General features: G+C 37.5%; 14 protein-coding genes, 1 tRNA gene and 1 pseudogene. 14 read left to right on the forward strand and 2 right to left on the reverse strand.

Annotation, left to right across the window (positions count from 1 at the left end; genetic code table 11):
- The first annotated feature begins 126 nt into the window (after positions 1-126).
- From sirA to FAR12_RS03355, 7 genes are all read left to right on the forward strand, one after another.
- Positions 127-564 carry a sporulation inhibitor of replication protein SirA gene (sirA, locus tag FAR12_RS03325; protein WP_126406193.1) on the forward strand — a complete coding sequence of 146 codons (438 nt, stop codon included), beginning with the start codon at positions 127-129 and terminating at the stop codon, positions 562-564.
- A 128-nt stretch (positions 565-692) separates the two neighbouring features.
- Positions 693-908 (forward strand): YneF family protein, encoded by a 216-nt coding sequence (locus FAR12_RS03330; protein ID WP_126406195.1) that lies wholly within the window; start codon positions 693-695, stop codon positions 906-908.
- A gap of 145 nt (positions 909-1,053) precedes the next feature.
- Entirely contained in the window at positions 1,054-2,802 is a 1,749-nt protein-coding gene (locus FAR12_RS03335) for an ABC transporter transmembrane domain-containing protein (RefSeq protein WP_126406197.1), read from the forward strand.
- A 4-nt stretch (positions 2,803-2,806) separates the two neighbouring features.
- Entirely contained in the window at positions 2,807-4,597 is a 1,791-nt protein-coding gene (locus FAR12_RS03340) for an ABC transporter ATP-binding protein (protein WP_126406200.1), read from the forward strand.
- 105 nt (positions 4,598-4,702) lie between these two features.
- Positions 4,703-5,410, forward strand: a complete 708-nt coding sequence (locus FAR12_RS03345) for a cytochrome c biogenesis CcdA family protein (protein ID WP_126406203.1) — start codon at positions 4,703-4,705, stop codon at positions 5,408-5,410.
- Between the two features lie 192 nt (positions 5,411-5,602).
- The gene (locus FAR12_RS03350; RefSeq protein ID WP_126406206.1) at positions 5,603-5,962 is read left to right on the forward strand and encodes a response regulator; all 360 of its coding nucleotides are present in this window, start codon (positions 5,603-5,605) and stop codon (positions 5,960-5,962) included.
- A 136-nt stretch (positions 5,963-6,098) separates the two neighbouring features.
- Positions 6,099-6,587, forward strand: a complete 489-nt coding sequence (locus tag FAR12_RS03355; protein WP_126406209.1) for a CcdC family protein — start codon at positions 6,099-6,101, stop codon at positions 6,585-6,587.
- 248 nt (positions 6,588-6,835) lie between these two features.
- On the opposite strand, the gene FAR12_RS03360 is transcribed toward FAR12_RS03355, so the two are convergent.
- Positions 6,836-7,261 (reverse strand): DUF2621 domain-containing protein, encoded by a 426-nt coding sequence (locus FAR12_RS03360; RefSeq protein WP_126406211.1) that lies wholly within the window; start codon positions 7,259-7,261, stop codon positions 6,836-6,838.
- Between the two features lie 209 nt (positions 7,262-7,470).
- Here FAR12_RS03360 and FAR12_RS23235 point away from each other — a divergent pair.
- Both FAR12_RS23235 and FAR12_RS03365 read left to right on the forward strand, forming a co-directional pair.
- Positions 7,471-7,567, forward strand: a tRNA-Sec gene (locus tag FAR12_RS23235).
- A 310-nt stretch (positions 7,568-7,877) separates the two neighbouring features.
- A complete protein-coding gene (locus tag FAR12_RS03365; protein ID WP_126406214.1) occupies positions 7,878-8,651 on the forward strand; it encodes a LysM peptidoglycan-binding and 3D domain-containing protein in 774 nt (257 codons plus the stop codon).
- Between the two features lie 256 nt (positions 8,652-8,907).
- On the opposite strand, the gene FAR12_RS03370 is transcribed toward FAR12_RS03365, so the two are convergent.
- Positions 8,908-9,159 carry a hypothetical protein gene (locus tag FAR12_RS03370; protein WP_126406217.1) on the reverse strand — a complete coding sequence of 84 codons (252 nt, stop codon included), beginning with the start codon at positions 9,157-9,159 and terminating at the stop codon, positions 8,908-8,910.
- A 257-nt stretch (positions 9,160-9,416) separates the two neighbouring features.
- On the opposite strand from FAR12_RS03370, the gene FAR12_RS03375 reads away from it, so the two are divergent.
- The 5 genes and pseudogenes from FAR12_RS03375 (at position 9,417) to FAR12_RS03395 (ending at position 13,742) form a co-directional block, all read left to right on the forward strand.
- Positions 9,417-10,280 (forward strand): hypothetical protein, encoded by an 864-nt coding sequence (locus FAR12_RS03375; RefSeq protein ID WP_126406220.1) that lies wholly within the window; start codon positions 9,417-9,419, stop codon positions 10,278-10,280.
- 4 nt (positions 10,281-10,284) lie between these two features.
- Positions 10,285-11,316 (forward strand): alpha/beta fold hydrolase, encoded by a 1,032-nt coding sequence (locus FAR12_RS03380; RefSeq protein WP_126406223.1) that lies wholly within the window; start codon positions 10,285-10,287, stop codon positions 11,314-11,316.
- A gap of 186 nt (positions 11,317-11,502) precedes the next feature.
- Positions 11,503-11,712: a Fur-regulated basic protein FbpA gene (gene fbpA / locus FAR12_RS03385; protein ID WP_126406226.1), complete on the forward strand. Its 210-nt coding sequence runs from the start codon at positions 11,503-11,505 to the stop codon at positions 11,710-11,712.
- 132 nt (positions 11,713-11,844) lie between these two features.
- The gene (locus tag FAR12_RS03390; protein WP_126406229.1) at positions 11,845-12,780 is read left to right on the forward strand and encodes an aldo/keto reductase; all 936 of its coding nucleotides are present in this window, start codon (positions 11,845-11,847) and stop codon (positions 12,778-12,780) included.
- Between the two features lie 14 nt (positions 12,781-12,794).
- Positions 12,795-13,742, forward strand: a pseudogene (locus FAR12_RS03395) (aldo/keto reductase family protein).
- The last annotated feature ends 12 nt before the right edge of the window (positions 13,743-13,754 follow it).

Consider the following 13,754-nt stretch of genomic DNA (forward strand, 5'->3'; position numbering starts at 1 on the left):
TTTTATTTATGATAATTTATGCGAATTCGACAAAATATGTGAAAGTTTTTAACTATTTAAGACAAACATTTTCAGAATTTTCCTATATAATAGAAAAAAAGGAGTGAATAAAGGAGGGGTATAGGTTTGAGAACCTATCAACTATATATTATCGATGATGAATTTGCCTCCCACTATTTCGGAAGAGAACACATGTTTTTTCGCTTGTTTAAAGAATATGAAGAAGCCCATGGGGAACTTCAATCAATAATAAGGAAACAAATCCAATACATAACTAAATCAATTCCTAGCATCCGTTTCCATCAATCCATTCAACAGCAGCTACAAAATCACAATGGATTTTCTATGGAGCAGGGCTTATACATACTAGACCAAGGAAGAGGAAGCTCAGCCAGATTGGAAATCTTCGATCGGTATTTCTTACTTGAATCACAAGGGAACTACGAAGCAGAAACTAGTTTCTTTGAGGTGCTTAGAAAAAATGAGCGATCGATCCTTGCCATCGACTTGAAAAACAATCATTATGGCTGGTTAAAACCGATAAAAGAGCGGAAATTTGTCTAAAGAATACTTTTTCTCATGAAATTTGTGAAAAGAGCGGTGAAAAGGAAGGAAAATTTGGTGCAAATATTGTATAATAACCTTTGGTCTAGTACACTGTATGATAGACAACATGAAGGAGGAAATTTTATATGTGGCCTTATATTCTAGTAGGTGTAATCGCTTTGCTAGTTGGTGTAGCACTAGGGTTTTTCATCGCTCGTAAATATATGATGACTTATCTAAAGAAGAACCCACCAATTAATGAACAAATGCTAAAAATGATGATGATGCAAATGGGTATGAAACCATCCCAAAAGAAAATCAATCAAATGATGTCTGCAATGAACAAGCAGCAAGGTAAATAAAGCATAATCAATAACCACCTTATCCAACAGTGATAGGGTGGTTATTTTTTTTTAGTCTATATAAATTTAGAAGAATGAAAACCTTTCTTATTTTGAAAATATTTGGTAAACTATTTTGGTTATAACGTCAATGGGAGGACCCAATATGAAAGTGTTTTTGCAATTATCGTGGTTTTTTAAGCAGGAAAGAAAAGCATATATATCTGGAACATTAATCTTATTGTTTGTCGCTTTGTTACAGCTAATTCCACCGAGAGTTATTGGAATTGTTGTAGATGAAATTAACAGAGATAGTTTTCAGGTGGCTGATTTATTGAAATGGATTGCTGTACTGGTTGGGGCAGGATTACTTATGTATGTTCTGCGTTATTATTGGCGAATCATGATTTTTGGATCGTCAGTTAAATTAGCAAGACAGCTTCGTAATCAACTATATGAGCATTTCACGAATATGTCACAATCCTTTTATCAACGAAAGCGGATCGGAGACTTAATGGCTCATGCCACTAATGACCTTTCAGCCATTCAACAAACTGCAGGCTCTGGTGTGTTGACGCTTGTCGATTCACTCGCAACAGGAGGGTTTGTCATCATCGCAATGGCCGCAACGATAAGCTGGAAGTTGACATTAATATGCTTGCTTCCCATGCCCTTAATGGCCATTTTAACAAGCTGGTATGGGACGTTACTTCATCAACGCTTCCATAAAGCACAAGAGGCTTTCTCTTCTTTAAATGATAAGACACAGGAAAGTATTAGTGGGATTAAAGTCATTAAAACATTTGGACAGGAGAAAGAGGATATCGAGGACTTCCGCCAGCTATCGGATGATGTTGTGCAGAAAAACGTCTCTGTAGCTAAAGTTGATTCCTTGTTTGACCCTACCATATCGCTCATCGTTGGAATCTCTTTTTTCTTATCTATTACTTTTGGTGCTAGATATGTACTTATGGGAGAAATTACAATCGGAGAATTAATTTCGTTCACTTCTTATTTAGGCTATTTGATTTGGCCAATGCTTGCTTTCGGGTGGCTCTTTAATATTGTCGAAAGAGGTCGTGCATCGTATGATCGTGTCTCACAATTATTAGCTGAAAGAACTGAAATAATCGATCGAGAACATGCGTTAGAATTTGTTCCAAGCGGAGATATTGAATTCAAGATTGAAGAGTTTACATATCCGGGGGAAAAAGAATCCATTCTCCGAAATATTCAGTTTCATTTAAGGCAAGGAGAAACATTAGGAATTGTCGGAAAAACGGGGGCAGGGAAGACATCTCTATTAAAATTATTGATTCGTGAATTTGATGCTGAAAAGGGTATGATCGTTTTTGGTGGGAAGAAAATTGATGACTACCGAATCAAAAGGCTAAGGGAAGCAATCGGCTATGTGCCACAAGACCACTTCCTTTTTTCAGCCACGATAAAAGAAAACATCGCTTTTGCCATGCCGACCATTAACGTAGAAAAGGTTCATCAGGCAGCATCGATTGCCTCCATCCATGAGGATATTCTCGAGTTTACCGACGGTTATGAAACGGTAGTGGGGGAAAGAGGCGTATCATTATCTGGTGGACAAAAGCAACGAATCTCAATCGCGCGTGCCTTATTAATGGACCCTGAAGTTTTAATATTAGACGATTCCTTATCTGCCGTAGACGCGAAAACCGAAGAGTCTATTCTTACAGCTCTGAAGGAGGAGCGTGACGGTAAAACAACGATTATTACAGCCCATCGATTAAGTGCCATTCAGCACGCTAATTTGATTCTTGTGTTGGATGAAGGGGCAATTGTTGAAAGAGGGACTCATGAGCATTTAATGGAACAAGATGGATGGTATAAAGAAATGTATTTACGGCAGCAGTTAGAAGAACTTGTGGAGCAAGGAGGATAAGACTATGAAGAAAATGAATCCAAGTAATAACAATGATCAGCATAAGGTCTTGATGCGCCTCCTTACCTATACGAAGCCACATTTAAAAACGATTATCATTGCTTTTGTGTTGTTGCTAATTGCCACCATTGGCGATATTTTAGGACCAATTTTAGTAAAGATATTCATTGATGATTATTTGACTCCTGGATATCTTGTCTTCGACGCTCTATTTGTACTAGGAGCTGCGTACTTAGGCATTCATATTATGAATGTTGTAGTGTCCTATATACAACTATTGAAATTTCAAGAAATTGCTTTAAAAATTATCCAAGCAATGAGAGTGGATGTTTTTACGAAGGTTCAAGCTCTTGGACTAAAGTATTTTGACAAAACACCTGCAGGAAGTATTGTATCAAGGGTCACAAATGATACAGAAGCAATAAAGGAAATGTTTGTGACAGTCCTTGTGACCTTCATTCAGAGCGGATTCCTCATGGGTGGTATTCTTGTCGCGATGTTCATATTAAATGTTAAGCTTGCTCTGTTTTGTCTATTCATTTTACCGGTATTATACATGATTATTCGTACGTACCGCCGTCTTAGCTCGAAGTTCTATCATGACCTAAGAGAACGTTTAAGCCAGCTTAATGCAAAGCTAAGTGAGTCACTTCAAGGGATGGGGATCATTCAAGTTTTTCGTCAGGAAAAAAGACTAAGAGAAGAATTCGAAGACATCAACAATAAACATTTTCAGGCAGGGATGCGAAATATTAAAGTGGATGGATTATTGCTTAGACCAGCAATTGATTTAGTCTATATTGCTGCTTTAATTCTTGTACTTAGCTTTTTTGGTGTCACTTCCTTTAATAGTCCGGTTGAAATAGGAGTGCTCTACGCCTTTATTAACTATTTAGATCGCTTCTTTGAGCCTGTGAACAATTTTATGCAACGACTTTCCTTGTATCAACAAGCAATAGTCGCAGCGACACGTGTATTCAAGCTTCTCGATGAAACGGAGCTTGCTCCGGAACAAGAGGGTGCTGCAGGGCAAATTCAAGACGGTGAAATTGAATTTCGAAATGTGAGCTTTTCCTATGATGGAAAAAGGGATGTCTTAAAGAATATTTCTTTTACTGCTCGTCCGGGAGAAACAGTCGCTCTGGTTGGTCATACAGGGAGTGGAAAAAGCTCGATTATCAATTTAATGATGCGTTTTTACGAATTCAATCGAGGTCAAATTTTAGTCGATGGTAAATCGATTAAAGAGTATGCTGAACATGAATTACGAGAAAAAATTGGGCTTGTTCTACAGGATCCGTTCTTGTTCTTCGGAACAATAAAAGACAATATTCGCCTTCATAATAAGGACATGAGTGATCAAGAAATAGAGGAAGCGGCACAATTTGTGCAAGCACATTTGTTTATTGAGAAACTAGAAGATCAGTATATGCATCAGGTTGTGGAACGGGGAGCGACTTTCTCTAGTGGTCAACGTCAGCTCCTAGCCTTTGCTCGAACGATTGCTGCTAATCCTAAAATTCTTGTGCTAGATGAAGCAACAGCTAATATTGATACGGAAACAGAAGAGGCCATCCAAACAGCTTTGGCAAAAATGCGAGAGGGAAGAACGACGATTGCTATTGCTCACAGGCTCTCTACTATTCAAGATGCTGACTTAATTCTTGTGTTGCACCATGGGGAGATTGTTGAAAGAGGAACACATCAAGAACTTCTTGCTCAAAGTGGTTTATATCACAAGATGTATCTATTGCAAAATGGCTCTACAATCAAGTTTGAAGATGTTGTAGGTTAAGAGTGTTGTGTCTTGGACACAATTTGTTCACATACTCATCAATATCATTTCGAGGAAATCTCTGTTAAAATGAATGCATAAAAAAGTATAGCAGGAGTTGTTAACATGGCAGATGTGAACGTATTTCTCGCGCTTGGGGCAGGGTTCTTAAGTTTTATTTCACCTTGTTGCTTGCCTCTGTATCCTGCATTCCTATCTTATATAACAGGGATGTCGGTGGGAGAATTAAAAAACGAGAATGCAATGCTACAGAAAAGAAGTCTCTTACATACGCTCTTTTTCCTATTAGGATTCTCGATTATATTTTTAGCTCTAGGATTCGGTTCTTCGTTTATCGGAGAGTTTTTCGCCCAATACAATGATTTGATCCGTCAATTAGGGGCTATCTTTATCGTTTTCTTTGGATTGATGATCGTAGGGATATTAAGTCCAGAATTTTTAATGAAGGATAGAAAATTTGAATTTAAGAACAGACCTTCCGGTTATTTTGGTTCAGTGTTGATTGGGCTTGCTTTTGCAGCCGGTTGGACTCCTTGTACAGGACCGATCTTAATGTCGGTTATAGCGTTAACAGCGACGAACCCAGGCTCTGGACTTGTTTATATGATTGCCTATATATTAGGATTTGCAATTCCTTTCTTAGTCCTATCTTTCTTTATTGGAAAAATGAAATGGATTCGCAAGAACAATGTTCTCATTTTGAAAATTGGTGGTTATATTATGATTGTGATGGGGATTGTACTCTTCTTTGATTGGATGACAAAAATCATAATCCTCTTTTCAGGACTTTTCGGAGGTTTTAAAGGTTTCTAATGATGTATAATTTTTGCATCTAAAATGTCGATTTTTTGTAACAAATTTTGACAAAAATAAGAAAAATGTCGGATTCTATTCGTTGAATCCACATGTATATTCCTTTACATTTAAATAGTAATACCATTATAATGAATAAATATAGTACTATTTTACTAGTTATCTTTTTGTTAGTTCTGGGGGTATACACCGATGGCGAGAATATTGATAGTAGACGATGCAAAATTCATGCGATTAACATTATCTAACATATTATTGAAGGCAAACCATGAGATAGTCGGAGAAGCCGAAACGGGAATGGATGCAGTTACGCTTTATCGGAAATTAACACCTGATTTAGTGACAATGGATATTACGATGCCTGAAATGAGTGGTCTTGAGGCAATGAAGGAGATTAAGAAAGAGTTTCCTCAGGCAAAGATCATTATGTGCTCTGCAATGGGACAGCAAAAAATGGTTGTCGAATCTATTGAAGCAGGGGCAAAAGATTTCATCGTTAAACCATTTGAGGAAGGCCGTGTACTTGAAGCTGTAAATCGAGTATTAAACTAAAGCTAAAAGCCATTTAAGTAGATTGCTTAAATGGCTTTTTTACGTTAAAAGTGATTTTATGAAAATCCTTGTCTCAATTCTGTAGCGTTTGGTATATAATGTAGGGGAGAATCTTACTAAAAAGAGGATGACTTCGATGAACTATGTCGTCATTACATCCATTGGTGCCGTATTCATGGCTATAATTGCAATGGTTGTTCGGATGAAATCAGCAAAAAAACCAGTATCTGCAAAGAAAATAATCCTTCCACCTATTTTTATGAGCACCGGTGCTCTCATGTTTATTTTTCCCGTGTTCCGTGTGACTCCCATCGAGATTGTTGAAGCGGTAACGGTTGGATTGCTATTTTCTACTTTACTTATCAAAACATCGAAATTTGAAATTCGTGATAATGATGTCTATTTACAACCATCAAAGGCGTTTATTTATATTCTAGTGAGCTTACTTGTTATCAGGATTATTGCTAAGCTTGTTCTGAGTTCGACTATAGATGTTGGACAGCTCGGTGGAATGTTCTGGATCCTTGCCTTTGGTATGATTGTTCCTTGGCGTATTGCGATGTTTATTAATTTTAAGAAAATACAGCAGCAGTTGTATGAAAATGTACCAACAAAAACAGTGTAAAGAAAAGGCTCTTTTCGCAAAGCTTGTTGCTTTTAGAAGAAATTAAATAAATAGTAATATTTTCTCTTAAAATCAGTAACAGTTGGCGAAAAGTGCCGAGCAAAAATAATTTGTAGCACTAAACCACCTGAAGGTGGCAGCGCCTCATAGGCGGTGTAAATGTCGGATTTAGGACATTTACGAAAAAAACAACAAACAGTAGGAAAATAGTGAATGAAAAAAGCCTGAATCATTTTGATTCGGGCTTTTTAAAATAGATGCTGGTAAGGTACTACATCTATTTGTTTCTCATTCAATTTTTTTAATAAAAATTTATGGTCTCGTTTCGGGGTTGCAAGTATGTAGCCGCGAATGACGATATCTTGAGTTATTTTGTCGAGCTTTTCTTTTACGGCAAGCTCACCAATTTTACCAGCAATCTTTTGCCTTGCTACATCTCGGAATAGCTCTGGTACAGGACTAACTAAGTCTTCAAGTAAATCCTTTTCCTGTTGGCCCCAAAGATGTCTCGTCTTGTTCACATAATGTTCTTCCCAATCCATATCCGATTTGCCATCTTCCTTAGGCATCCTCTTTAAGAACTTTCTGAACATGAAAAATCCACCAATCGCCATCGAACCAGCAAATATGACGATCCAAACTAAGATAAACCACAAAAACCAACCTTCAAGCATCCGATCACCTACAAAACTGATATTTTCCATTTCTATTATAGACGTTTGAGTTGCGTTTAGACAAGGGATTGATGATTTATGATATGCTATAGTAGGATTCGGTAAAAAATATTACGAAAATGTGAATAGGAAAAAGGGAAATCTTTTAAATCTCTCATATTTTGTTGTAAGAACAATAGTTTCTCGATATAATGATAATTGTTCATTTCGGGGCTGAATGGGGTACTGGTGTCCTCCGTGGTCTTCAAAACCATCTGTGTCCTGCGTGCCAGGATAGCTGGGTTCGATTCCCAGGCGGTCCCGCCAATATAATTGCTCTGAATGGATATTCTTTTATATAAACTATAAGAACTTAAACCTCCTTGCGATTTTGGGATTCCAAAATGGCGAGGAGGATTTTTTAGTTAGGGCGCGTAGTTCTGAACTACAATCTACCTAATTCTAAATATTACTGGCACTAATAAACATTAACATGGGTGTTTCTACACATCTTTTGTAATATTGTTATCAAATTGTTATTCTCGTAAAGGATTTTATATCTCCCTGTTCTTTTTTTGTAAGACAAGTTTGTTAAGATAGTCCACATGAAAGTAAGCCATGGGAGGCAAATGAGAATATGAAACGAAAATTAGCAACGTTTGTGGCAACTACAGCGATTTTTACATCAGTTGCAACCACTGCACAGGCACAAGAAGTTACCGTACATAAGGGAGATACTCTTTGGGGCTTTTCACAGGAATACGGGGTATCCGTTGATTCTATTAAGAAATTGAACAGTCTTTCTAGCGATTTAATTCATCCTAATGATGTTCTTGTCGTTACTCCAGAGAAAAAGGTTGTTGTTAAAAAGGGAGATACCCTTTGGGAGATTGCTAGAGACAACGGAGTAACTGTCGACCAATTAATGGAATGGAATAAGCTCACATCTGATTTAATCCATCCTGGTCTAAATTTGACTATCGAATTAGGTAAAACAAATACAGCACAACCTACCAGCACTGGAACAAAAACACCAGCACCAGTAAAAGAAACAACAGGACAAACTGAGACTCAAACCAATACTCAAGCGAGCTCAGCTCCTGTCGAAGAAAAAATTTCAGGGAGAGTCATCACAGTAGACGCCACTGCCTATACGGCAAGTTGTGAAGGCTGTTCAGGAATTACGAGCACAGGTATCAATTTAAAGGAAAATCCGGATGCTAAAGTCATCTCGGTTGATCCAACTGTGATTCCATTAGGCTCCAAAGTTTATGTTGAAGGATATGGCTATGCAACAGCTGCTGATACTGGCGGTGCGATTAAAGGGAACAAAATCGATGTGTTTGTTCCAAATCACGCAGATGCTGTTCAATTTGGACGCAAACAAGTGAAAGTAACGATTATTGACTAATATATAGAAAAGGGCACACTTCAAAATAAAAGTGTGTCCTTTTCATTGTTTAGGAAATCACAGATTTCGCTGTTGTGGATAAGTTTGTTACAAAGTGTATCTAGGTTTAGCTCCAGCGCCTAGCTCCTCGAGGTCGCTTCAGACCAGATGTTGAAGTTGAAGAACAAACTTCATCATCTGGTCCTCCAGCGCTTGTCGGGGCTGAGCAAGGCGCTTGCGCTTTTGTTCTGATCCTAAAGACTTTAAATAATAAAGCCTACCAAAACCCAAACGGCACATTCCCATTCCAACTCTTCAACACAGTTTTAAATACTTGAAAATGATACAGAAAATGATCAGCGAGCAATGAACTTTCATCACGAAAATCATAGGCAATTAAGAAGTTTTCCAGCATGTCCTCATCGCAATTTTCTCCAAATCCTTTAATCCATAGTTTAAAGGATAATTCTTCTCCTAGTTTCCCAAGGCCACATCTATCAAAAGCTGCTTGAATTTGTTCCTTATTCATCTACTCATCCTTTAAATTAATAGTATTTACAAGATTCCATTATATTCAAGCGTAGCTTGTTCGATAAGGCTTTATCCATAAACGGGCAGGGGCAAATCTACTATTTTTGACACTTTTTTGTGTAGCTTGTCTATTATATAGTGAAGTTTATTTTTAAAAATTATTCATTCTGGGTACATGTGATTGTTTGGGAGGGATTTTAAGGAGGAAACACCATTACTTAATAAATGGATGACGGCTGAAAGGAGAATAGACAAATGGAAAAAGAGCTGCGAGAGCTTGTCGATGCATTTAAAAAACTCGGATTTCCGTCTGAGTTAAATGACTATATCGAGAAACTGGTAGAGTCCAGAGCAACGAGCGAACCAACAGATTTACTGGGTAAACTCAGACAGTTTGACCTCTCCAAGGAGTTAACAGAATTTGTAGGAAACATGGTCAAACAACGTGTGCAAAAAGAGATGAAAGAGATGTTAGATAACGTTTTGAAACTTGATCCTCCAGAAGAATTAAGAGTGCTGTTGAATCGAGTAATGGAGGTGCTTTCTACATTCAATTGGCAAAGTTTTTATGAGAGATTACGAAATTTTGGCTTTTTAACTGAATTGAAGTTAAATGAACAAATCCAAAATAGCTTGAATCGAAAAGAAGTTATTGAGTTTCTCAACCAATTTTCTTTTGTATATGCAGAAATGCTGGAAAACTTGAATAAACTTGTTGAAATGATTTCTGGACCATTAAACCTTCCAACGAAAAACGATGTAGCGAATATTGCGAAGCTTGCGATTCAACATGAAGAGAAGCTTAATGCAATTGAAGAACAGCTAAATAGCCTTGATCAATTTATAAGAGAAAGGCTTTCTGCAGAAGTTGGGCCAGTTACCTTAAAACCAGCAACTTCCACTGATGTTCAATCAGTTACACTTAAACCCACTCTATCTAAAGAAGCGCAAACAGATACAGTAAACTTGGCTCCAGCACCATCAGACCTTGATGCAAACGCACGTAGAAGAAAGAGGAAATTACTTCTATTCCAAAGTATATTACAGCCATCAAATGACTTATTGGATCGGAACAATCCATTGAGTCTAATTGACTTATTAGGTCCTAAGGAGCGATGAATGAATGGGACTGGTAGAAGAAAAACAAAGATGGGAAAGATTCTTAAACGTTTGGCGAGAAGAACCACCTAAGGGTGCAGAGACACCACGCGAGGCGATATGGAAACTTAATAAGGCTACCCTCTGGTACTATCCTGCTGTAAATAAAAGGTATGCCACTCCAATTTATCTCATTTATAGTTTGATCAATCAGGCTACTATACTCGACTTGTCTACTGGAAGCAGCGTTATTGAAGCTTTCGTTGACGAAGGATTTGATGTGTATCTAATTGATTTCGGGGTACCAGGTTATGAGGATAAAGATTTAACGATGGAAGACTATATTGTTAAATATATTCAAAATGGAGCGAGAAGAGTGTTGAGACATTCCGGGGTGGATGAACTATCCGTTATGGGTTTTTGTCTAGGGGGAACATTGGCAGCTATCTATGCGAGCGTGGCAAAAGAGCCAATTAAAAATCTGATTCTAGATGTTGCGCCAATTGATTTTTTTGTTTGGCCAACTTTCAGCCAGTGGATTCAAGCTCTAAGAGTGGAAGAGTTAAGCTTTGAACGTCTAATCAATCAAGTGGGATTGATTCCAAGTCGACATATGGAGGCTGGCGTACGGCTAATAACTTCACCTATGTATGTAAGTCCATACCTCTCCTTATTGAATAAGGCGAATAATGAACAATATGTGGAAAAATGGCGAGCATTTCGTCGATGGACAAAAGAACATATTCCGATGCCTGGTGGGGTATTAAATCAGTTATTAAATGATTTCTTAAGAGGAAACAAAATAGTGGAAGGAGCTTTAACTGTAGATGGTAAAAGGGCAGACTTATCAAACATTAAAGCAAATCTACTCGTCATTGCTTCGACCTATGACAGACTTGTTCCAAAAGTTACGACGATGAAGATAATGGACCTTGTTTCGAGTGAGGATAAAACCTATCATGAGCTCCAAGGGGGGCACGCTACCTTAACAAACAATGGTAAACTACCTGATTATCTTCAAGACTGGCTACCAGAACGGTCAACTCCATTACATTAAATAGTGTTGACTTTTAGTTGAAAACCTTATATATTTTAGGAAATTATTGAAAACCGAGTAAGTAAGTCGGTTTAATAAAATTTGCCTTTTGGTCAACCAATGGCTCCTTAAATGATTACGTTGTGAAACGTAATGGTTTAGGAGCCATTTTTATTTAGTTTTAAAAAATGGAAAGGAGAGCTGGTAATGGGAAAACTTCTTCGTCAAGCCGTTGAAAAGAGACGTAAAGAATTAATCTGCAAGCTGTATCCTCATTTTGTCATTCGTAGTGAGGATAAGGAGTTGTTTGAATTATCTTTAACAGAATTAGAAAATGAATATAAGAAATTAAAATCGGAACTACATCCACATAGTCAATTAGAATCTATACACTGGAGACATAAATCTTATTTTTGATGAAAAGGGGATCATTTGTCATTTTGTTGAAATTGATGAAACAATCTAAAAAATCAAATCTTTTGATTAGCAAATCTGAAAATAAAGGTTTATATTTAAAATTGACAATGACCGAAGGGAGCTGTTTACACTATGCCAAAAACGCGTATTGGAAAAACGGATTTATCTGTCAATCCAATTGGATTAGGGGCGAATGCCATTGGAGGACACAATATCTATGAAAATATTGATGAGGCAGTTTCTAAAAAGATTATACATACTGCTGTCGAACATGGGATGAACTTTATTGATACAGCTTATTTCTATGGACTTGGCCGCTCCGAAGAGTTAATTGGTGAAGTGATGAAGGAGCATGGGAATCGCGAGGATTTTATCATTGCTTCAAAAGCATCCTATAAGTTTGTAGATGGAAAGGTTGTTCACAATAACGATCCTCAATTTCTAACACAAAGCGTCGAAGAAGCTTTGAAGAGAATGCAAACCGATTATATTGATTTGTTTTACGTTCATTTTCCTGATGAGGCTACTCCGAAATATGAAGCAGTTGGAGCTTTGCAGAGATTAAAGGAACAAGGGAAAATCAGAGCGATTGGTGTCTCTAATTTTTCATTAGAGCAATTAAAAGAAGCGAATCAAGACGGATATGTGGAAGTGCTACAATCTCATTACAATTTGTTCAATCGAACAGCCGAACAAGAAATTTTCCCATATGTTTCTGAAAATAAGATTTCGTATGTTCCATACTTCCCATTAGCAAAAGGGCTTTTAACTGGAAAATACACACGCGAAACTCAGTTAACAGAAAGTCAAAAGAAACATCCGTTATTTAAAGAAGAGGTTTATTTTAGCAATTTAGAAAAAATTGACCATTTACATGAAATTGCCCGTGAGAAGAATTCAGAGGTAGGACATATTGTTCTTGCTTGGTACTTAACGAGAGAGCCGATTGATGCGGTGATTCCAGGTGCAAAAACACCAGAGCAAATCATCAACAATAATAAAGCTGGAGAAGTTAAATTAACAGATTCTGAGATTGCTAGAATTGATCAGATATTTTCAACTAATTAAGGAGATGATTATTGATGGAATATCGGCGTTTAGGAAACACAGGCTTAAAGGTAAGTGAAATCAGTCTCGGTAGCTGGTTAACCTATGGGGGCTATGTTGAAGAGCAGAATGCTACATCTTCTATTGATAAAGCATATGAGCTAGGGATTAACTTTTTCGATACGGCGAATGTGTATATGCGTGGAGAGGCAGAGAAGGTGGTCGGAAAAGCTCTTAGCAAGTATGAGAGAAGTTCTTATGTACTGGCAACCAAGGTTTTCGGAAAAATGGGAGATGGCCCTAATGACGCTGGACTTTCGCGCAAGCATATTATCGAACAATGTCATGCAAGTTTAAAAAGAATAGGTACAGATTATATTGATATTTATTATTGTCATCGATTCCACAATGAAACTCCGTTGGAAGAAACTTTACGTGCATTGGATGATTTAGTTAGACAGGGGAAAGTCCTTTATGTAGGTGTTAGTGAGTGGACGCCTGAGCAAATTTCAGAAGCGGTTCATCTGGCGGATAAGAAGTTGCTTGACCGCATTGTCGTGAATCAGCCAAACTACAGCATGCTTCACAGAAACATTGAGAAAGAAATCATTCCTGTATCTAAGAAACATGGAATTGGTCAAGTCGTGTTCTCTCCGTTAGCTCAAGGTGTTTTAACAGGGAAATATAAAAAAGGAGAAGCTTAACCAGTGGGTAGCCGTGCTTCTCAAGAAAACTATAGCAATCTATTTGGTGTATTGAACGATCAAAATCTGGATAAAGTAGAGAGTCTGAAGATAGTGGCTGAGAATGAAAGCTTAACTTTATCACAGCTTGCTATTGCTTGGATCTTAAGACAGCTAAATGTAGCGAGCGCACTAGTTGGAGCTAGTCGTCCAGAGCAACTTGAAGAAAATGTGAAAGCATCTGGTGTCAAATTAAGTGAAGAAACACTTCATCAAATAGAAGAAATATTATCCGTCTAGCAAAGGTGGTAC

It is taken from the genome of Bacillus yapensis, assembly GCF_005280205.1.
In the GTDB taxonomy this organism is placed as follows: domain Bacteria; phylum Bacillota; class Bacilli; order Bacillales; family Cytobacillaceae; genus Robertmurraya; species Robertmurraya yapensis.